Genomic DNA, 21,767 nt, shown 5'->3' on the forward strand with positions numbered 1-21,767 from the left:
AACAAACACCATCCTTAATATTTATTTTCTATAAAATTTAATTAGTTTTTTTAACCACTAACTTATTTCCTTCAATTCCTATTATTTCAACTTTATCTCCCTTTTTTATAAACTCACCATTATTTCTTACAGTCCAATATATGCCTTGAACTTTTATATTAGCTTTTATATCTATATCTTCATCTGCTATAAATTCCTGTCCTACATAACCTTCTTCCATAGTTGGAGTGATTGGTACTGTTTTCTTAATACTCTTCTTTACAATTGGATATCCTACTGCCATCAGTGATGCACTAATACCTATAAAAACAATTAGCTGTGTTGAAAAAGGTACATCAAACATAGATAGTATGATTGCCACTATTCCTCCAATTGTGAACCATATAAATAAAAAGCTACTTGTTATCATATCGATTGCTAATGCAACAACTGCCACTACAATCCACAACACCAAAGATCCCCACATAATTTCCCCTCCCTTCAATAGAATTCCATAATTTCTAATAATATTATATAATATTATTAGATTAATTAACATGCTTTAGCTACGATGATTAAATTTTGTTTCTCTGTAATTATTATTATACATCTTTTCGCTAAGTGTTAAGAGGTTTATTTTTACTCATTAAGAGTTATTTAAAACCTCTTTAAATGGTTTATTACCTTTCATATATCCTTATTGTAACTTTTCTATTTTTTTCTATACAATAAGTTGACAGATAAATATTCAAAGGTATAAAGTTTAATAAGTAACGCTTATCACTTAGTTTAATTAAAACCGTTGTTGAAAATACTATATAAAGATAAATAAATTAAAATATACATAAAATATGGAGAGTGAATTAAATGAATTTTATTAGAGTTGCTGCTGCCTGTCCTATCACCAAAGTAGCAGACATAGATTTTAATGTAGAAAAGATAAAAGAATGTATTGAAACTTCGCTAAAGGATAACTCTAAATTAATAGTTTTTCCCGAACTTTGTATAACTTCCTATACTTGTGGAGATTTATTTTTACAACAACAATTATTATTAAAGGCTGAGGAAGGATTAAGAGAACTTTGTAATTTTTCACTTAATAAAGATATACTTATCTCTATTGGTGCTCCTCTTATCTTTAACAATTGTTTATATAATTGTGCTTTCATAATATTTAACGGAAAAATACTAGGTATTGTTCCTAAAAGCTATATTCCAAACTATACAGAATTTTATGAAAAGCGTTGGTTTACTGAAGGCTATAATATAGTGGATAAATATGTCGATTTATCTTTTCAAAATAATATACCTTTTGGAGTTAATCTTATATTTAAAAGTAGTAATTTAAAATTTGGCTTTGAAGTTTGCGAAGATTTATGGACTGTAATTCCTCCAAGCTCTAATTTAAGCTTACTTGGTGCAAATATAATAGGCAATCTATCAGCCTCAAATGAACTTGTATCAAAAGCTAGCTATAGAAAAGCTATTGTTCAATCTCAAAGTGCTAGATGTATGTGCTCATATGTTTATTCTTCCTCTGGAGTATTCGAGTCTACAACAGATCTTGTATTTAGTGGTCATCTAATTATAGGAGAAAACGGTATAATACTTAATGAAAATGAGCGATTCCAAAGAGATAATGAAGTAATTTCTTATATTATAGATATAGATAAATTAAACAATGAAAGATTAAAAAATTTAAGTTTCAGAGATGCATCAAGACTTTCTCCTTTTAAAGCATTAGAAATAAATTTCACATTTATAAATACTAAACCTTCTATTTTTGATAGATATATAGATAAGCATCCTTTCGTACCTACTAACGAAAAAGAAAGAGAGGAACGCTCTAAAGAAATATTTAATATACAAGCTGCTGGTCTTGCTAAGAGACTAAATCATACCGGCATACCAAAAACTGTAATTGGTATCTCTGGTGGCCTTGATTCAACTCTAGCACTACTGGTATGTGTTAAGACTCTAGATATGCTAAACCTACCACGAAAAAATATTATAGCTATAACAATGCCTGGTTTTGGAACTACAGATAGAACTTATAATAATGCTCTTATTTTATGTAAGGAACTTGGAGTGGAGCTAAGAGAAATAAATATAGTTAATGCTTGTCTTCAACATTTTAAAGATATTGGTCACCCTATTGAAGTCCATGATGTAACCTATGAAAATGTTCAGGCTAGAGAAAGAACTCAAATCCTTATGGATATTTCAAACAAAGAAGGTGCACTTTTAGTTGGAACTGGTGATTTATCAGAACTTGCTTTAGGATGGGCTACTTATAATGGAGATCATATGTCAATGTACTCTGTGAATTGCTCTATTCCTAAGACCCTTGTTAGATACTTAGTAAAATATGTAGCAGATAAAGAAGTGTCCGGTGACGTTTCTAATGTTCTTTTAGATATTTTAGATACTCCTGTAAGCCCTGAGCTTCTTCCAAAAGACAATAAGGGAGAAATAGCTCAAAAAACCGAAGACATTGTTGGTCCTTATGAACTTCATGACTTTTTCTTATACTACTTTATAAGACAAAATGCTATACCTGAAAAAATACTATTCTTAGCTAAAGAAGCTTTTAAAGAAGAGTATTCTGATATGATTATTGAAAAATGGTTTGATAAATTTATTAAGAGATTTTTTACTCAACAATTTAAACGTTCTGCCCTGCCTGATGGTCCAAAGGTTGGAACAATAAGTCTATCACCAAGAGGTGACTGGAGAATGCCATCTGACGCAAGTTACAACTCCTGGACTTAAAACTGTAAATAAATAAAGCTCTCAATTATGAGGGCTTTATTTATATATATCTACCATAAGTCCTGTAATCTCATCTACGGTAGCAGCTATATTTAAATTTTCTATTTCTTGATTTATTAGCATTTGAGTAAGTTCTTCTAATTTACCATCAATAGTTTCAACAGTTATAAAATATTGTGTTTGCCAAAAACTAATGTCTTTCTTCACTCCATACATATAACTTAGTACAGAATCTAAGTATTCTTTTATCATTCTTTTATATGAAGCTACATCTCCGTAAGATTTAGTAATAGCTAATCTATTTCCTTTTTTCTTTATGTCTTCAAGCATTTTCTTAAGTTGCTCTTCTGATTTTCTTTGGTGAGCAAAGCTAAAGCTTTGAGAGAAATCTTTTTTAGTAGCAACTGTCTTCTTCTCGGGACTAATTTGTGTTCCTCTTCCAACCCTAGATATCTCCATATCTTCACCTCCATCTAAAAGTATATAGGTATATTATATAGCAAAGCAATAAAAATTCAAATCAAGTCATAAATATATTTAAAGCAATTTGATTAATATTGTATATATGTTTATAATTATTGTGTACAAACTAAATATTCAACATTAAAGATGGGGTGATAATTTGAATAAACTTTTCACAATGTTTATGAGCTTCTTTAAAATAGGTGCATTTACCTTCGGAGGTGGCTATGCCATGATTCCTCTAATAGAAAAGGAAGTTGTAGATAACCGTAAATGGATTAATAAAGAAGATTTTTTAGATATATTAGTAATTTCTCAGTCCTTTCCTGGAGTTCTTGCAGTAAACTCTTCAATATTTATAGGATATAAAATTGGTGGTATTATCGGTGCTATTATTGCGTTGCTTGGAGTTATTATACCTTCTTTTTTTATAATATTATTAATAGCTACCTTTTTTGTACAATTTAGAAATAATACTTTAGTAGATCTAATATTTAAAGGCATATCTGGAGCTGTTCCTATGCTAGTTTTAGTAGCTGTTATAAGTCTTTCAAAATCAATAGAAAAAAATACTATTAATTTAATCATCACTGCATTAACAGTTATAGGAATATCCATATTTAAAATTAATCCCGTTATTGCAATACTTCTCTCTGGACTTTATGGAGTAATTTCTATGAGAAAGAAGGTTCAATAATGAATATATTGTTTAAATTATATTTTACATTTTTAAAAATAGGAATGTTTAGCTTTGGTGGAGGTTATGCTATGATTCCTTTTATAGAAAAGGAAATTGTAGTAAATAACAAATGGATTGATCTTAAGACCTTTATAGATATAATAGGAATATCCCAAATGACTCCTGGTCCTGTTGCAATAAATTCTGCAACTTTTGTAGGTTTTACACTTAAGGGCGTAGCAGGAAGTGCTGCTGCAACCCTTGGAGTAATTTCTTTCTCTTTTGTACTAGTTTCTGTAGCAACTCATTACATGACTAAATTTAAAGAATCTAAAGCTTTAAAGGATGCCATGAAAGGGATGCGTCCTGCTCTCATTGGTCTTATAATATCTGCATTTATTTCTCTAGCTAAGGTTTCCTATAGCGTTAAAGATCTAAAGAGTATTATTATAGGTATAATAATCGGATTGCTTTTATTTAAAACTAAGCTTCATCCAATCTTAATTATAGTATTCTCAGGAGTACTTGGAATTATATTTTATAAATAAAAATGAAGTTGCATCGCAACTTCATTTTACTTTTACCAATTTAACTGTTTACTAAGTATGTCCACAAACTTAACAAAATACTCTTCTTCTAATTCTCCAAATCTTGAAAATTCTTCACTATCAATATCTAGTACCCCATATACCACATTATTATTTATTATTGGAATCACTATTTCTGAGTTTGATGCAGCATCACAGGCTATATGTCCCTCAAATTCATGGACATTTTCTATTCTTTTAACCTTCTTATCTAAAATTGCTGCACCACAAACACCTTTTCCTACCTTTATTCTATTACAAGCTGGTTTACCTTGAAAAGGTCCTACTACTAGTTCTCCACCCTTCATTAGATAAAATCCTGCCCAGTTAATATTATCTACCATCATATTTATAATAGATGAAGCATTAGATAGATTTGCTATCAAATCCGATTCTCCATCTAGCTGACCTTTCAACATAAGTAGCATAGTATCATAGTTATCTTTTCTATTCATCAGTAAATCCCCCTAATTTTTATATGAAGTTTAATTATACAATATTTCTATGTTTATTTGCTATCTAAAAGCTTAGGACCTGATAAGTTAATTCCTATAAGTCCAATAGGTGCAGTAATTATTATTGCAAGTACTGCTATAGCTAAGATTATGCCACCTGAAGAAATTCCAGCAGCTAGGGGTATCCCACCTATAGCTGCCTGAACTGTAGCTTTAGGCATATATGCTATAGCACAAAATATCTTTTCCTTTACATTTAGCTCAGAACCTCTAAGTGCAATTATAACTCCAATTGACCTTCCTATCAATCCAATTACTATAACTATTATACCAATTATACCTGCTTCCATAGCCACCTTTATATTTACCTCAGCTCCTATTAATACAAATAAAAATATTTGTGCAAAAGACCATATCTTATTTAATTTCCCTTCCAATTCTGAAGCTATTTTTCTATCTTTATTTAACAATGTAAATCCTAAGGTCATTACTGCTAATAATCCTGAAATATGAATTGCATCTCCTATAATAACAATTGCTATAGCTGTAGAAATAAGAATTATTAATTTTTCTAATTCAGATAATCCTAGTTTAACTAAAGAAAATACTTTATAAAGGATATACCCTGATATTGCTCCCAAAAGTATTCCCCCAATTATTTCTATAGGAATTTTTATAATTTGAGAAAGAATACCTTCATCATTATCTTTTGCCATGCCCAGAAAAGAAGTAAATATAGTTATCGCAAATACATCATCTATAGAAGCTCCTGCAAGAACAATTGTAGGTATTCCTTTCTTTGCTCCAAGTCCCTTTTCTTTAAAATAGAGCATAGAGGGAACTACAACTGCAGGAGATACAGCCGCAATAATAAACCCTAACATTCCAGCTTCTAGTATAGGGATCTTTAATAATTTATTTGCCACAAAAGTTATAGTAAAACCTTCTAGAAGACAAGGTATTGCACTCATTCTTATAGCTGGTCTCCCTACCCTCTTTAAAGTATCCTTGTCTAACCCAAGTCCTGCTCTTAATAAAATTATTATAAGTGCAAGCATTCTTATGCTCGCTGAATTGTTTAAAATACTTTTTGGGTCTAAGAGTCGATATCCATAGGGGCCTATTAATACTCCAACTAAAATCATTCCTAAAAGACCTGGTAGTTTTATCTTTTGAAAAATCTTACTTGCTACTGTTCCAAGTAATAAAATAAGCATTATACTGTTTAACATGTTTTGCCTCCTAATTTAATACTATTTTCCTTGAGATTTATATAAAAACAAAAAAAAGCTCCTACGACATTTTATAATCGTAGAAGCTATTAGCATTTCAGCAGTTTCGAAACATTTCCGAGGAGAGCTTCATCTCCCATATTATTAATTAATTTTACCATTCTATAACCTTAAAATCAATATTTAATACAATTAATTAGTCAATATTTACATGAGCTATTTTTTGCTCACTCAGATATTCTTTTGATACCTTCACATAATGTTCAGCATTCTCCATCATATACGCTTTTTCTTCTTCTGTAAGTTCTCTTATAACCTTAGCTGGAGATCCTACACATAATACACCTGCCGGTATTTTCTTTCCTAGTCCAACTACACTACCTGCCCCTATTAGAGTTCCCTCTCCTATTTCTGCACCATCTAATATGACACTACCAATTCCTATAAGACAACGTTTACCTACAGTACAAGCATGAACAATAGCATTATGTCCTATGTTTACATCTTCCCCAATATAAGTACTATATACTGGTGATACGTGTACAGTAACATTATCTTGAATATTTGTTCCTCTACCAATAAATATAGGATTTTCATCCCCTCTTACTACAGCCCCAAACCAAATACTTACATCTTCTTCTATAGTAACGTCTCCAACAAGATATGCATTCTCTGCTACAAAAGCATTTTTATGTACTTTTGGTTTTTTACCTTTAATAGTATATAACATGTTTTTCCCTCCTTAAAAATTCACTATTTTTCATTATAATAGAGAGACCCTATAATAATCAACTGTTTAAAATAATAAAGTTTATTAAATAAATTTTGTTCCTCTACTCTGCTCTCTTATTATCTTTAAACAAAAAATATTTTTTACATTTTTTCCCTTGAAGAACTTCTTTGATTGCTATATAATACTATATATAGTATATATTATTGTACTACTTACTACATATAGTATTAATTTTTAGGAGGATTTATATGAGTTCTATTTCAAATTTATTATCTAGATATTATACAAAAGAACTTGAGAAAGATAGATCAAAGACTGTTTATGATTTATTTAATTGGAAAAAAGTCGATGTAGTTTTAAAAGATTATAAGTCAGGTAAGACATTAACAGATATGAGGGATTTAGAATTTCCTGAGCACTATTCACAAAATGCCTGTGATATTATAGCTTCAAAATACTTTAGAAGAGCTGGTGTACCAACTGAACTTGGCTATGAAAATAGCCTGAGGATGATAGCTCACAGACTTGTTAGCTTTTGGTGTGAAGCTCTAAAAGATGAAAAACTAATAAAAACTGAAGATGAAGCTAAAATATTTTATGATGAAATGGTATATGGTCTTTTAAATCAAATGTATGCTCCAAACTCTCCTCAGTGGTTTAATACTGGACTTGCTTTAGCATACAGTCTTAATGGTTCAAAACAAGGTAATTTCTATTATGATGAAATACTACAAAAGGTTTTAGAAAGTGAAGATGCATATTCAAGAACTCAAGCCTCTGCTTGCTTTATACTTTCTATAGAAGACAAACTTTTAGGAGAACACTCTATATCTGAACAATATATAACTGAAACTAGATTATTTAAAGGCGGATCTGGTACTGGTACAAACTTCTCATCTATAAGAGCTAAGGGAGAACCATTATCTGGAGGTGGCTATTCTTCTGGACTTATGAGTTTCTTAAAGGGTCTTGATAGACATGCAGGAGCTATAAAATCCGGTGGAACTACAAGACGTGCAGCAAAAATGCTTTGCCTTGATGTAGATCATCCTGAAATTATGGATTATATAACCTGGAAAGCTAAAGAGGAAGATAAGGTTAGAGCTTTAGGAAAAATGGGCTATGATCTGCACTTTGAAGGTGAGGCCTACGAAACTGTATCTGGTCAGAATGGAAATAATTCAGTAAGATTTTCTAATGACTTTATGAAGAAAGTTAGTACTCTTAAAGAAGATCCTAACTCCACTATAGAACTAAAAGGTAGAGTTACGAGTTCAATTAATCAAAACATTAATGTATCAACTATTTGGGATGCTTTTAATGAATCTGCCTGGAAATGTGCTGATCCTGCTCCCCAATTTGATGATATCTTTAATGCATGGCATACCTGTCCTTCTGGAGAAGATGGTGAATATAACGCTCATCACAATAGAATAAACTCTACAAATCCATGTGGAGAGTATGCTTTTTTAGATGATACCTCTTGTAACCTAGCTTCAATAAATATTTATAAATTTTATGATCCTCAAACTAAAGCTTTTGACTTAGATGGATATATTCATATGGTATCTTTAATTCAACTTACTTTAGAAGCATCTATCCATTGGGGTCAATTCCCTACAGAAGATATAGCTAGAAAAACATATTTATTTAGAACCACAGGTCTTGGAATTGCAAATATAGCGTCTTTATTTATGGCTCTAAGTTACCCTTATGACTCAGAAGAAGCAAGAAATCTTTCTGCTGCCTTAATTGGTACAATGACAGGACATTCCTATTATGTATCTTCTCTAATGGCAAAGGAAGTAGGAAGTTTTGAAAAGTATACTATAAATAGAGAGCATATGCTTAGAGTAATGAGAAATCACAGTAGAGTAGCTGGTGCTTTAAATACACCTTATGAAAATTTAAACTACAATCCTGTAGAGGTTAACCATGCCCTTCTTGAAAAAGAAAACTTTAAAGATCTTAGCCTAGCTTTAAAGAATGCTTGGACCAATTCAGTATCCTGCGGTGAAAAATACGGATATAGAAATGCTCAAGTATCTGTTATAGCTCCAACTGGAACTATCTCTCTAGCAATGGATTGTGGTGGAACTTCTATAGAACCTTTCTTTAGTCATGTAGCTTATAAAAAACTAGCTGGTGGAGGCTTTATGACTATAGCAAATCCTGTTTTAGAAGTTTCTCTTAGAAACTTAGGTTATAGTGAAAGTCAGGTTAATGACATTGTTAACTATATTATGAGAACAGAGCTTGTTGATGATCATGCCTTTCAATACGAAAAAATTGTAGATGGAAAAATTGAAGGTGCTCCTCACCTTAAGGAAGAACATCTACCAATATTTGATACTGCAAATAAATGTGGTAGCGGAAAAAGATATATATCTCCTATGGGGCATGTAAAACTAGTAGCAGCTATAACTCCTCTTATATCTGGAGCTGTATCTAAAACAGTAAATCTTCCAAACGATGCTACCATAGATGATTTTAAGAATGTAATACTAACCTCTTGGGAACTCGGTATAAAAGGTATCACTTTATATAGAGATGCATCAAAAGCAAGTCAGCCATTAAACACTAGCTTATCAGAGGATGGTGGAAAGAGTTTAGAAGATTTAAGTTATTATGAACTCTTAGAAAGAGTTAAGGATATTCAAATAGCAAACCACTATTCAAGAAGAGATAAATTAGTAGGCATAAGACAAGGTACTACACACCCTGCTCAAATAGATGATGTTAAAATATATACTACAGTTAATAGAAACTCTTACGGTGAAATATCTGAGATTTATATAACTACAGATAGAGAAGGAACTATAATCACTGGATTATTAAATTCCCTATCGAAATCAATTTCAGTTATGCTTCAATATCATGTACCACCTCAAGATATAGCAAAGATGCTAAGAGGACAAAAATATGAGCCTTATGGTTTTGTACAGAAACATCCTTATATTAAGTCTGTAACCTCAATATCGGATTTAATAAGTAAGATAATTGATATTGAACTAGGTGACTTCACAAGATGCCAAGTAAAGGATGAGGAATACTTAGACAAGATGTTTTCTCTTAATTTAGAAGCTGCTGCTGACACTTCTAATGATGATAAGAAAAAGGTTCAAGGAGAACGTCTTTATGACAGTACCTGCCCTACTTGCTCTAGTACAAGAATGATGAAAAACGGGACTTGTAAGGTTTGTGCTGATTGTGGCTCTACTACGGGGTGCAGCTAGATACGTATACCTTAATATAAAATAAATGTTCATTTATAATTTTACACATCGCCCTCTAGCGAAAATTCTAGAGGGTTTTTCTTTTAATAAATTAATGAATAATGGCCTCTATTGCACTTAAGTGTAACATAAACCATTGTCAATTCATAAATTATACAATCTATAAATTTTAATGAGGATGAAGTAAAAATGAAAAAGTTTCTATCCTTTAAAGGTGTTATCACTATGATTAATGATTTTTACACAGGTAATAATGATGTAGGAATGGGATGTTATAAATTAATATCTGTGGAAAACGAATATGGTAATTTAGTAAATTTCGTTGTCACTCCAACTACTTACTTTGTAAATCATATAACTGTGTCACTTGGAGACATAGTAACTGGGTTCTATGATGGAAATGCACCTGTTCCTCTAATTTTTCCACCACAATATACTGCCCTTGTAATGGCAAAGGATACGCCCTATGAAAATGTGAAAGTAGACTATTTTAATAGTAACTTAGTAAGTAGCGATAATATATTAAAATTAAATATTGCTCCTTATACTCGTATACTACTTGAAAATGACCAGTCTTTTATCCAAAATCCTTCAAATCGATATCTAATTGTTGTATATGGTGCTACCACAAAGAGTATCCCAGCCCAAACCGTACCATATAAAATTATTGTAATGTGCTAAACTTTATTTAATAATTTTTTATATATTCTATGTAATTATTCTATAAGAAAAAGGTTCAAGGAGAACATCTTTATGACAGTACCTGCCCTACTTGTTCTAGCATAAGAATGATGAAAAATATGACTTGTAAGGTTTGTGCAGATTGTGGCTCTACTACTGGGTGCAGTTAGAGTAATTAGAATTTAAGAGTTATAAGTAAGTGTAGGCATTCACCCTTGCGCTTTACTATTAATATATACTTATTCATGATTTTGCACAAACTAGTAATACTATATGTCCTATGGTATGATGTTTCTATTGTAATAATACTAATGATAATTAGTTAAATCACTATAAATTAATTGTTTCAACTTAGGAGGAATAGTTTTGGATCAAAAAATTAAAAAATATAGTATTAGCAAAGCTAGCAATTCAAAAACCTTAGAAAATTCTGGAGTTATGCTTGAAGCTAAAAAACCTTTATCCCAATCTATGTTGTGGAAATTGCAGACGGATTTCTTTGCAAATCAAGGTCCCGAAGCATGGATTAAAGGAATTGTACCTCAATATATAACAACAAATCCTTATATTGCAAACCTATATGCTAAAACAGTATTTGGGTACTTTAGAGACTATGCATCCAGAGAGGATTTTGACAGAAATACTACCATCTACATAATGGAACTTGCATCCGGTGTAGGGCGATTTACCTATACTTTTCTCAAGAGATTCTTACATATAATTGAAAATTCTTCATTAAAGGGATTAAAGTTTAAATACATAGTAACGGATCTTGCTGAGAGAAACATCGAGTATTGGCAAAGCCACAGCTTTTTAAAGCCATATTTTGAAAGTGGTATACTTGACTGCGCAACCTTTGATATGGCAAATGATGAAGAGATTAAATTAAGAAATAGTGGTGAGGTTCTAAACAAAGGAAATCTAAAAAATCCATTAATCTTATTTGCTAATTATACATTTGATAGTCTTCCTCAAGATACTTTCTATGTAAATAACGGAGAGCTTTATGAAGGTTTAATTACAGTAAATTCTTTAGGTGAAAAAATTGATCCTTCAGATAAGTCTATACTTGCAGGATTAGATTATTACTATACAGATAATGAAATACAGGGTAAGGATTATTACGAAGACTCTAATTTTAATGATATACTTTTATACTATAAAAATCAGTTAGAAGATACAGCCTTTTCCCTACCTATAATTGCTTTAAGATGCATTGCTAGATTGAAAAAGCTATTTAATGATGACATTATCATGATTTCTGCTGATAAAGGTTATAAAAATGAAGAAGATATGTATAAAAACTATCACCCATATTTATCAAAGCATGGATGTATATCTATGACTGTAAACTTTCATGCTCTTGAACTATACTTTAAGGGACTTGGCGGAAAAGCAATACATAGCATATATGATCATGAAAATGTAAATATGTCTTTGTTTTTATTAAATGAAAGTTCTCATGATTTTATAGAAACTACAATGGCCTATAATGAGATTATTGAAAGCATAGGACCAGATGATTTTTATATTATAAAAAAAGGCGTTGTACCACTAAATAAGTCTCTTACAACAAAAGAACTGCTAACTTTTCTAAGGTTTACAGTTTGGGACGGAAGAACCTTCCTTGAATTCTATAACACACTACTTGAAAGAATAGAAAATGAAGAGGATTTTCCTAAAGACGAACTGGTAGCTGCAATACATAATATTTGGTATCATTATTTCCCTATTGGAGAAGAGGGAGATTTAGCCTATTATTTAGGTACAATACTTGCTTATTTTGGCTATGATAGTGATGCTATTAATCTTTTTGAGTCTTCTATAGAATTTTATGGTGAAGATGCAGCTATATATTACGAAATTGCACTATGTAATTACAACTTACAAGAAATCGAAAAGGCCCTAGAGTATATAGAAAAATCTCTATCTTTAGACCCTGCCTTTGAAGAGAGTAAAAACTTAAAAAACTTTATTGAAGAGGATTAATTTAACTTATATCACTAATTATTGAAGCTAAAGTAGCTATACCTTAAGGTATAGCTACTTTTTTAGGTGCGCCCAGTATATAATTATTTCTTCAAGAAAATCCAAAGTATCCTTAAATATTTCCTTCGTATACTAAGTTGTTACATCCTCGAAGGTTATAGTATAACTAATAACATAAATTTCCAGTTTGTACCATTAGCTATTGTAAACTTTTATGGCCAAACTGGTTGACAATGTTTTTCTATTAATATATACTTCAATATAATGATAATAATTGTTTTATTAATATATAATTAGTAATTTAGGTTACTCTTGGTGTGTTTTGTATAGATTTAAATATTTACATGGAGGAATTTAATATGAAAGATTTAGCAAAAGAAATTATTGCGGGCAGACGTTTAAATAGAGAAGAAGATTTCAGTTTCTTTTTAACTGCATATTCTAATGAACTATTTGAAGGTGCTAATATGATTCGTGAGGCATTATGTGGCAACAAGGTTGACCTTTGTACTATTATTAATGCTCGTAGCGGTGGTTGTAGTGAAAACTGTAAATTCTGTGCCCAATCCTCTCATCATCACACTGGAATTAATGAATATAAATTTTTAGACCCTGATGTAATTTTGGAAGATTGTAAAAAAAATGAAGCAAATGGCATACACCGCTATTCTATTGTTACCGCTGGAAGAACCTTAACAGGCAAGGATTTTGATAAAGCTATTCAGTCATACAAAAAAATGCATGTGGAGTGCAATATTCAACTTTGTGCCTCTCATGGTCTTTTAAATGAAGAAAAATTTGTTCGTTTAAAAGAGGCTGGAGTTTCAATGTATCATGAAAATATAGAAACCTCCAAACGTAACTTTCCAAACGTCTGTACCACTCATACATATGAAGATAAAATTCATGAAATCAAGCTGGCAAAAAAAGTAGGTCTTCGAGTTTGCTCTGGCGGTATTATTGGTATGGGAGAAACTTGGGATGACCGTATTGATATGGCTGTAAGCCTGTCTGAATTAAAAGTAGAGTCTATTCCTATCAATGCCCTTATGCCTATTAAAGGGACATACTATGAAGATTTGAAACCTCTTTCTGAAGATGATATTTTAAGAACAATTGCTATATTTCGTTATATTAATCCTGATGCATATATTCGTATGGCAGCAGGGAGAAACTATTTTGCAGACGGTGGCGCAAAGATATTCCTATCTGGTGCTAATGCTACAATCACCGGGGACATGCTAACCACTATAGGTAGCAATACCTCACAGGATAAAAAAATGTTAACTAATTTAGGTTTTGATATATTAAAATAGCATTTAGCTATTAATAAAATTGAAATGGAGAAAAGTTATGGAAAAGAAATCTAATGTATATCAAATGGCAATTATCGGGGTTATGGCTGCAGTCATCTGTATTCTTGGACCTTTATCAATCCCTATTGGTGTAGTACCAATTTCCTTCACAAATCTAGCAATCTATTTTGTACTTTACACACTTGGTATGAAAAAAGGCACTATCAGTTACGTAATATATATATTAATCGGTTTTATTGGTCTTCCCGTATTTTCCGGTTTTACTAGCGGTCCATCTAAACTCTTAGGCCCAACCGGTGGGTATATTATCGGATTTATCTTTATGTCACTAATTGCAGGATTTTTCATTGATAATTTTTTTGATAAATGGTATTTATGCTTTGTAGGTATGGTACTGGGTACCGTTGTCTGTTATATGTTTGGTACTATTTGGTTATCATATCAGGCTAATTTGTCAGCAAGTTCAGCACTCGCTGCAGGTGTAATTCCTTTTATACCTGGAGACCTTGTTAAAATTTTAATTGCTACTTTTATAGGTTCTCAAATTCGTAAGCGACTAATTAAAGCTAATTTATTTCATGCATAATTAACCTAAATTATTATTGCACTTAATTATGCATCTGCAAAAATATACTGTTATTTATATAAATCTTTCAAAATTTGATACTCACCTTTATCATGATGTATAAAGATTACGCTACTGGAATTTTCTATAGTCATGAATATAATGTAGCTGATGAACCCTATACAATTAGGTTATAGTTCATCAGCTTTTTTCGTGAAATATTATTATCGCAACCTCAAAGGTTGTAGCATATTTTTAGGAGTGTAGACTACATCTGTTCTAGCTTAATATATAAAATTTACGATGAATAAGTTTTTTTACTAAAGTATTTTATTGTTGGTAAAATACATATTAATCCTATTATTGTTGCTATAGTGTTTTGATAAAATGATTGTTGTCTACTTTATCGAAATGAAATAATAATTCTAATAACTTCTTATAATATCTCTAATATTTCTACTGTATATTCTCCACTTGGGGCATTAACTTCAACTATATCTCCAACTTTCTTACCTGTTAATGCTTTTCCTAAATCGGATTCTATACTTATAACCATATTTTCCGGGTCAGAATCTATAGTAGTTACTAATGTTATAATATCTTCATCCTCATCCTCTATAAATTTAATTCTAGCTCTACTATTAATCCCTAATATTGATTTATCTATATTTTTATCATCTATTACAATTGCTGTTGAAATCATCGTTAACAAATACTGAATTCTATTATCATTTTCTCTATAATTTGCACAAGCTTCTTTATATTCTGCATTTTCCGATCTATCCCCATGTGCCGCAGCTACCAATTTTTCCTTTGCTATTTCAGCTCTTTTTACGGTCATTCTATAATCTAACTCTTCTCTTAATTTACTAATATTTTCTTCTGTCAATATATTATTCATAAAAATTAATCCTCTCTAAAATATATTATATATTGTGTAAAGCAACACTTTCTATTTAAATATCGAATTTATTATTTACAGATTATTGTTTCTTATTTTGCTATATAATTTAACATTTAAATCCAATATCTTATTAATTATATCATATCTAATTATCCTATATAAGCTTCAAGGAAGATTCTTTATACCAATATAAAAACTTTTAAGCATACTAAAAAATTGTAGTTATACTAGTTAAGTATAACTACAATTTTTAGATTTACTACAAAATGTACCTTTACTCCTCTTTTAATCGTGGATCTCCAAATACTTTAACTTTGACCTTCTGTTTTTTCAATGTCTCTTCGATGTGTTTTATCTCTTCTATCTGTTGCTTGTATATAGATATATCTTCTAACTTAACATTGTGTTTTGTGAATTCAACCTTCTCTTCGCTAACAGGTATACGGATAACTTCTGGAGATACCTCTTTATTTTCTAATATATCTGAATCAATAACCTTTTTCTCAATTACTAATATTTTTTTTGTAACAGGTACAGTGAAAGTTTTTTCCTCAGTCAATGTCTCCATATGAATCTTTACGTCCCCTGTTTGTACTAACTTTTTTGATATATCAAGTTCTTCCTCTTTAATTTGAAGGCTCACATTATCACTATCATTATTCATATTTTTTTTAGTTGAGCTTATTTCTCCTATGTACTCAGTATTTGTATCATTTTTTAAATACGATGTCAAAATACTTCCTATAAGTCCTCCAATTATGATACCAAGTAAAGTCACTGCAATAGTTTCATTTAAAGGAATAACTGAAAGTACAGTACTAAAACCTAAAATAACCAAAATGCCCATACTGTGAAGTAAAGCAATGAATATTCCTATAATGCCTCCAATTATTGCTCCTGTAATTATGTATTTTAAATCATATGTTCTTCTATGATTAACTGATGAATTTTTTATCATACTATACCCTCCAATTATTTTTAAAACACCCACTAATCCTAAATAGGATTTGAAGGTGTTTATTAGTTTTATTCTATACTATTGTCAATTACATCAGGGGTACCAACTCTATTTATTCGTGCTTCTTCTCGTTTAAGAGTTTCGTCTACATGCTCTGTCTCTTCTATAACTCGTTTATGAGCTAAGATTTCACCTGTTACTACTGTATGTTTATCTACATCAACTTTTTCTTCAGAGACAGGGATTCGAATAATCTCTTCGTCAGTTATAGGCGAATCGCTTATCTCATTATTTAAAGTTCTTCTTTCAATTACCACTTCTTCACGTGTTACAGGAACATCAACTGTTTTTTGTTCTTCGATAATTTCCTTGCTAATTTCTACTTCACCTTTTTGTACACTACTTTTAATGATATCAAGTTCTTCCTTGCGAAGACTTAGCTTTGCTGCATCATTAGTAGTTTCATGTTTATTATTCTCATCTTCTCCTAAAATTCCTCCAAATATGCCCATCTATAAATACCTCCATCACTATATATTTTAAATCAATTTATATAATTCCCTTAATAGAAATGTATTATCCTATGTAAATTTTTATAAATTTTAGTTAAGATAGAGGCAAATATATTATTAATTTAACTAAATTAGTCTACAATTGAATCTATTGTTATTGATAGACTTTTGATTAAATCTATTTCATAGATTTGAATAGATTCTTTTGAAATGCTATCATATACCACTCTTATAACCGGCCTGTCAGGAAAACTTGTATTTTGTTTCACTACATAGCCCTCTATACCATTAGAAAGCTTTACGCAACATCCTAAAGGATAAATTGCAAAGTTCTTTCTAAAATTCTCTACAATACCGGAATCAAATTTACTTCCAACTCCTCCAAGTATAAGCTCATATGCCTCTTTTGGATCAAACTTTTTTCTATAGCTTCTGTTTGCACTGATAGCTGTAAATACATCACTAACAGCTATTATCTTAGCATAATCTGATATATGATTTTTACTTAATCCGTATGGGTACCCTGTTCCATCAATCTTTTCATGATGTTGAAGAACACCATCTATAATCTTATTAGAGAATACGCCTGTTCTCTCTAAAATCTCTTTTCCATATATAGGGTGCTTTTTTATCTCTCTAAACTCTTCTGTTGTAAGTGGTCCTCTTTTATTAATTACTTTATTAGCAATTTTTATTTTTCCTATATCATGAAGAATAGCTGCAAGACCTAACTCCTTTATTTGCAAATGATTAAAATTTAAACAAGTACCAAGATATATGGCCATTATACTTGTATCTACACAATGAATATATGTATAGTTATCGTAAGCCTTAACTTCGTATAAATTTATATTTATACTCTTTTGAGCAATAATATCTTCTATTAATTCATCAACCATTCCAATAGACTTTGTAGAGATGGCTCTATCCCATTCGAGAAGTTCATTAAATAAATTAGGCATTATTTCTAAGGTAGTTTTCTTTAATTCTATAAAGTCTTCTCCTTTAGATATATCACTTAATCTATCATCTTCCACATACACCATGAATACTCCATGCTTTTTCAACTTTGTTATCAAGTTCAAACTAATTCTTAGTCCATCCTTGAGAAGAATCTCTCCTGTTTCAGTAATTATACTTTTAGCTAAAATCTCATTTCCCTTTAAATTTTTAACAAATTCAAGTCTCATAAAACTTCCTCCCAGGATTAAACAATTTACATTATAGTTAAATTATAGCACAGCTCTAAGATCATACACATAAATTTTTTCAAATTAATACAATAGTAATAGGCTACTGATTACTATACATTTAACTTATTTGCGAGGAGAATTAGTTATGTTAAAAAACTTATATATAATTACGCCTAAAAATAAATCTAATATAAATAATAAGCAACCTGAAATCTCTATAACTTTTTTTGATAGAAATATATTAAACAATATGCAAAATATTAAAATGTATTTAAATAAAAAAGAAGTGTCTATAACTATCAAAGAAAATAATATAATTTATATACCAAAAAAACCTCTTCGTTCTGGTAAATATAAGGTTAGAATCAAGACGCGATACTCAGATGGAGAAAAAAGAACCTTTGAGTGGTCCTTTTTCGTTACTACTTCTAGAACTCAACAGGAACCTAGCTATAATTTCTACTACGGAATACCTCACTCTCATACTTCCTTATCAACTGGAAAAGGAAGTCCCCTTGAAGCATTAAATTATGCTCAAAAGAAAAATTTAGACTTTTTAGCTATTACAGATCACGCAAATCATCTTAATAAAAAAACTACTTATAAAACTTCAACCTCAAATAAATGGGATATATTAAAAACTGTTATAGCTAATTTTAATAAAAATAAAAAAAAGCTTTTAGGAATATCTGGTTTTGAATTAACCTCTAATAACTATGGAGATTTTAATGTTTTCAATTCAGATAGAATTTTTAAAGGAAGAATTCGAAATCTTAACGATTTTCTTATTTGGCTGGAGAAGGAAGGTAGTCCTATTGTAGCTATAAATCATCCCCACAAATATATAGAGAGTCTCCCATATAATGAACGGTTAGATAAATTTATAAATCTTATCGAAGTAGGAAACGGTTCTTTTCAAGGTAAATATTTGGACTGCGAAAAATACTATTATAAACTATTAGATAAAGGTTGGCATTTAGGAGCAATAAATGGCCAAGATAACCATAAATTTAATTGGGGAGACAGTGACAATTTAACAGCAGTTTTATCACCTTCTTTAGAAAATGCAGATTTACTTTCAGCATTGAAAAACAGAAGAACTTATTCAACAGAAACAAGAGATTTAAAACTTATATTCAATATAAATAACTCACCAATGGGTAGCATAATAAAAGATAACAGTAAAAATTTGGAGTTTAGTATTAGAGCTGAAGATAAAAACTCTCCTATTGAAAAGATTCAAATAGTAACGAATGAAGGTAAAATTCTCAGAGAAAAGGTTTATAATAATAAGACCAAAGTAAAATGGACATTTTCAATACCTAAAGTTAAAAATCAATGGTTCGTAACCAAGATTATTCATAATAACGGAAGATGTGGAATATCCTCAGCTATTTTTATATGATGTCACTTATAGTTAAAGGGTTATCTTATAAGCACTTATAAAATAACCCTTTAACTATATACTAAATAATTTCTCGTTTCCTATTCTTATAATAAGTCGTCTTTAAATTACAAAAGGCTGCAATTTCTGAAGCTACATGAAAGTGGTTACCTATACTATCAGTAGTATGTGCATCGGAACCTATGGTTATATACCTTCCCCCAAGTTCATTGTACCTTCTGTATATCTTAATTAGATTTTCCACTGCACTATTGTCCCCTAGTCGTCTAGCATTTATCTCAAGGCTAATATCTTTATCAACTAAGGTTTTTAGTACCTCATCAATGTATTCTTTAAATTCATCATAGTACATTTCTCGATCTTCATATTGAGCACATCTTGAAAGATAATCAATATGTCCTAGACTATCTATAAATTTATGTTCATTTAACCGTTCTACTATTTGAATAAAGTATTCTTCATATAGTTCACTTTTACTCTTACTTTTATATAGCTCATCTGCTTCATAAAGGTCAAAATCATACATTTCATGTAGAGATCCAATTACATAATCAAAGGGAAATTCTTTACATATACTTTCATATTCTTTTGAGTACTCATTACACATTCCAACTTCAATTCCTAAAAGCAACTTATTACTTCTATACTTTTCATAATTATTAAAATAATCTTTAGGGTTAAATCTAAACTGCTTATCATCTTTATAGTTCAAATCCATATGTTCAGTTATTATTGCTCCTAAATTATATTTTGTGCTCCTATCAACAACCTCTTCTATAGTCATTTTAGAATCAGTAGAATAAGTTGTATGTATATGAGTATCAAACATGACTTAGCCTCCTTAAAAAAATAGCAAAACATAATTATGTTTTGCTTTGTTATTAGTTATTTCTTTTTACTGTTGTTATTTTGTATAACTTCAATATCATTATTTTTAACTCTATTAGGCTTAGCCTTAGCTTTAATTACATTGTTTTTTTGAATTTCACGTTTAGTAAGTGTTCCTTTACCTCTTGATGAGAATCCTATTAAATCCATAAACCATAAAAAGAAAATTAAAAATATACCCGTCTGTATGTATTTCAAAACACCTGTCATTCTCTCTGGCCAAACTACAATTGGAACTATATATACTACTAAAGCTATAGCTAGTATTATCCACTTATTTATTTTAATATTGTCCAACACATATAGTTTGAGTAAGTTGTAAATTACTAGAACAATCACAACCAATATCAACATTGGTAATAACACTTTAACAAAAGTCATTATGCTTCCTCCTTTTTGCCTTGCTTTATAATATTATACATTTATATATATATATTTAGCAAGTTTAATATATACAACTATATATTAATTTATTTTTATAACAAAATATTTGCTATAATTCAATTATTCGAGTTTGTAATTTTAATAATTCTTTCTCTATTTTATTGATAATACATTAAAAAACATCAAACTATTTTTTTAACTTAGCGGTTATATTTTATAGCTAAACATATTTTGATAATATAAAGTTTTAAATACTTTGTTTTTCCTTTGATAAACTATTAATAACTCTGTTATAATGTTATTAAATACTATTGTCTTTAGAGGTGGTTCCTATGGATTTAAAAATAAATGGACTTGATGATTTAGATATTCAAATTTTAGAAATCTTAATACGAGATTCAAGAACTCCATATTTAGAAATTGCAAGAAAATGTCATGTTAGTGGTGGTACTATTCATGTCAGAATGAAAAAAATGGAAGATTTAGGTATAATCAAGGGCACAAAACTCATTCTTGATAATAATAAATTAGGATATGATGTATGTTGTTTTATAGGTATATTTTTAGATAAAGCTTCTTCCTATACTCATGTTTTAGGCGAGCTAGAAAAAATTAAAGAAGTTGTAGAACTTCACTATACTACTGGTGGATATTCTATTTTTACAAAGGTGATATGTAAGAGTATTACTGATCTTCAAGATTTATTAATGAATAAAATTCAAGTAATAGAAGAAATTCAAAGAACAGATACCTTCATCTCCTTGTCTCAACCGATAGAACGAAATGTTCAGTTATAAAACTATCATACATAAAAATACATTGCTATTAATAGCAATG

21 protein-coding genes and 1 riboswitch are annotated in these 21,767 nt (G+C 30.0%); of the genes, 10 read left to right on the forward strand and 11 right to left on the reverse strand.

What is annotated here, in order from left to right; all coding sequences use genetic code 11:
- Positions 1 to 37 precede the first annotated feature (37 nt).
- Entirely contained in the window at positions 38 to 466 is a 429-nt protein-coding gene (locus ACX0KU_RS14625) for an NfeD family protein (protein ID WP_472990707.1), read from the reverse strand.
- A 380-nt stretch (positions 467 to 846) separates the two neighbouring features.
- Here ACX0KU_RS14625 and ACX0KU_RS14630 point away from each other — a divergent pair, with 380 nt between their 5' ends.
- Entirely contained in the window at positions 847 to 2,751 is a 1,905-nt protein-coding gene (locus ACX0KU_RS14630) for an NAD(+) synthase (RefSeq protein WP_472990709.1), read from the forward strand.
- Positions 2,752 to 2,787: 36 nt separating this feature from the next.
- On the opposite strand, the gene ACX0KU_RS14635 is transcribed toward ACX0KU_RS14630, so the two are convergent.
- Positions 2,788 to 3,210, reverse strand: a complete 423-nt coding sequence (locus ACX0KU_RS14635) for a YaaR family protein (protein ID WP_472990710.1) — start codon at positions 3,208 to 3,210, stop codon at positions 2,788 to 2,790.
- A 187-nt stretch (positions 3,211 to 3,397) separates the two neighbouring features.
- Between ACX0KU_RS14635 and ACX0KU_RS14640 the strand changes: the two genes are divergently transcribed.
- Together ACX0KU_RS14640 and ACX0KU_RS14645 are read left to right on the forward strand one after the other, a co-directional pair.
- Complete coding sequence (locus ACX0KU_RS14640) at positions 3,398 to 3,910, forward strand: chromate transporter (protein WP_472990711.1); 513 nt, start codon at positions 3,398 to 3,400, stop codon at positions 3,908 to 3,910.
- Positions 3,910 to 4,440, forward strand: coding sequence for a chromate transporter (locus ACX0KU_RS14645; protein WP_472990713.1), 531 nt, complete (start codon positions 3,910 to 3,912; stop codon positions 4,438 to 4,440). The genes ACX0KU_RS14640 and ACX0KU_RS14645 overlap by 1 nt, the downstream gene beginning before the upstream one ends.
- A gap of 32 nt (positions 4,441 to 4,472) precedes the next feature.
- On the opposite strand, the gene ACX0KU_RS14650 is transcribed toward ACX0KU_RS14645, so the two are convergent.
- The 3 genes from ACX0KU_RS14650 to ACX0KU_RS14660 all read right to left on the reverse strand — a co-directional run bounded on the left by ACX0KU_RS14650 (position 4,473) and on the right by ACX0KU_RS14660 (position 6,896).
- Positions 4,473 to 4,934 (reverse strand): GAF domain-containing protein, encoded by a 462-nt coding sequence (locus ACX0KU_RS14650; protein WP_472990715.1) that lies wholly within the window; start codon positions 4,932 to 4,934, stop codon positions 4,473 to 4,475.
- A gap of 53 nt (positions 4,935 to 4,987) precedes the next feature.
- Entirely contained in the window at positions 4,988 to 6,166 is a 1,179-nt protein-coding gene (locus ACX0KU_RS14655) for a cation:proton antiporter (protein ID WP_472990716.1), read from the reverse strand.
- Positions 6,167 to 6,239: 73 nt separating this feature from the next.
- Positions 6,240 to 6,312, reverse strand: a riboswitch (Fluoride riboswitch).
- Positions 6,313 to 6,362: 50 nt separating this feature from the next.
- Entirely contained in the window at positions 6,363 to 6,896 is a 534-nt protein-coding gene (locus ACX0KU_RS14660) for a gamma carbonic anhydrase family protein (protein ID WP_472990717.1), read from the reverse strand.
- A 251-nt stretch (positions 6,897 to 7,147) separates the two neighbouring features.
- Between ACX0KU_RS14660 and ACX0KU_RS14665 the strand changes: the two genes are divergently transcribed.
- The 5 genes from ACX0KU_RS14665 to ACX0KU_RS14685 all read left to right on the forward strand — a co-directional run bounded on the left by ACX0KU_RS14665 (position 7,148) and on the right by ACX0KU_RS14685 (position 14,707).
- Entirely contained in the window at positions 7,148 to 10,135 is a 2,988-nt protein-coding gene (locus tag ACX0KU_RS14665; protein ID WP_472990719.1) for a vitamin B12-dependent ribonucleotide reductase, read from the forward strand.
- 189 nt (positions 10,136 to 10,324) lie between these two features.
- Entirely contained in the window at positions 10,325 to 10,816 is a 492-nt protein-coding gene (locus ACX0KU_RS14670; protein WP_472990720.1) for a hypothetical protein, read from the forward strand.
- A 366-nt stretch (positions 10,817 to 11,182) separates the two neighbouring features.
- Complete coding sequence (locus ACX0KU_RS14675; RefSeq protein ID WP_472990721.1) at positions 11,183 to 12,805, forward strand: tetratricopeptide repeat protein; 1,623 nt, start codon at positions 11,183 to 11,185, stop codon at positions 12,803 to 12,805.
- A gap of 359 nt (positions 12,806 to 13,164) precedes the next feature.
- Complete coding sequence (bioB, locus tag ACX0KU_RS14680) at positions 13,165 to 14,121, forward strand: biotin synthase BioB (RefSeq protein WP_472990722.1); 957 nt, start codon at positions 13,165 to 13,167, stop codon at positions 14,119 to 14,121.
- Between the two features lie 37 nt (positions 14,122 to 14,158).
- A complete protein-coding gene (locus ACX0KU_RS14685) occupies positions 14,159 to 14,707 on the forward strand; it encodes a biotin transporter BioY (protein WP_472990723.1) in 549 nt (182 codons plus the stop codon).
- A gap of 415 nt (positions 14,708 to 15,122) precedes the next feature.
- Here ACX0KU_RS14685 and ACX0KU_RS14690 read toward each other — a convergent pair whose 3' ends face one another.
- From ACX0KU_RS14690 to ACX0KU_RS14705, 4 genes are all read right to left on the reverse strand, one after another.
- Positions 15,123 to 15,587: a GreA/GreB family elongation factor gene (locus ACX0KU_RS14690; RefSeq protein WP_472990724.1), complete on the reverse strand. Its 465-nt coding sequence runs from the start codon at positions 15,585 to 15,587 to the stop codon at positions 15,123 to 15,125.
- A 277-nt stretch (positions 15,588 to 15,864) separates the two neighbouring features.
- Positions 15,865 to 16,548: a YsnF/AvaK domain-containing protein gene (locus tag ACX0KU_RS14695; protein ID WP_472990725.1), complete on the reverse strand. Its 684-nt coding sequence runs from the start codon at positions 16,546 to 16,548 to the stop codon at positions 15,865 to 15,867.
- A 68-nt stretch (positions 16,549 to 16,616) separates the two neighbouring features.
- Positions 16,617 to 17,060 carry a YsnF/AvaK domain-containing protein gene (locus tag ACX0KU_RS14700; RefSeq protein WP_472990726.1) on the reverse strand — a complete coding sequence of 148 codons (444 nt, stop codon included), beginning with the start codon at positions 17,058 to 17,060 and terminating at the stop codon, positions 16,617 to 16,619.
- A gap of 131 nt (positions 17,061 to 17,191) precedes the next feature.
- Positions 17,192 to 18,250: an HD-GYP domain-containing protein gene (locus ACX0KU_RS14705; RefSeq protein ID WP_472990728.1), complete on the reverse strand. Its 1,059-nt coding sequence runs from the start codon at positions 18,248 to 18,250 to the stop codon at positions 17,192 to 17,194.
- A 148-nt stretch (positions 18,251 to 18,398) separates the two neighbouring features.
- Here ACX0KU_RS14705 and ACX0KU_RS14710 point away from each other — a divergent pair, with 148 nt between their 5' ends.
- Positions 18,399 to 19,658 (forward strand): CehA/McbA family metallohydrolase, encoded by a 1,260-nt coding sequence (locus tag ACX0KU_RS14710; protein ID WP_472990729.1) that lies wholly within the window; start codon positions 18,399 to 18,401, stop codon positions 19,656 to 19,658.
- A gap of 61 nt (positions 19,659 to 19,719) precedes the next feature.
- Here ACX0KU_RS14710 and ACX0KU_RS14715 read toward each other — a convergent pair whose 3' ends face one another.
- Both ACX0KU_RS14715 and ACX0KU_RS14720 read right to left on the reverse strand, forming a co-directional pair.
- Positions 19,720 to 20,487 (reverse strand): histidinol phosphate phosphatase, encoded by a 768-nt coding sequence (locus ACX0KU_RS14715; protein WP_472990731.1) that lies wholly within the window; start codon positions 20,485 to 20,487, stop codon positions 19,720 to 19,722.
- Positions 20,488 to 20,543: 56 nt separating this feature from the next.
- Positions 20,544 to 20,927, reverse strand: coding sequence for a hypothetical protein (locus tag ACX0KU_RS14720; protein ID WP_472990732.1), 384 nt, complete (start codon positions 20,925 to 20,927; stop codon positions 20,544 to 20,546).
- A 335-nt stretch (positions 20,928 to 21,262) separates the two neighbouring features.
- Here ACX0KU_RS14720 and ACX0KU_RS14725 point away from each other — a divergent pair, with 335 nt between their 5' ends.
- Positions 21,263 to 21,727, forward strand: a complete 465-nt coding sequence (locus tag ACX0KU_RS14725; protein ID WP_472990734.1) for an Lrp/AsnC ligand binding domain-containing protein — start codon at positions 21,263 to 21,265, stop codon at positions 21,725 to 21,727.
- Positions 21,728 to 21,767: the final 40 nt, after the last annotated feature.

The sequence above is a fragment of the Clostridium sp. X genome (assembly GCF_055755365.1).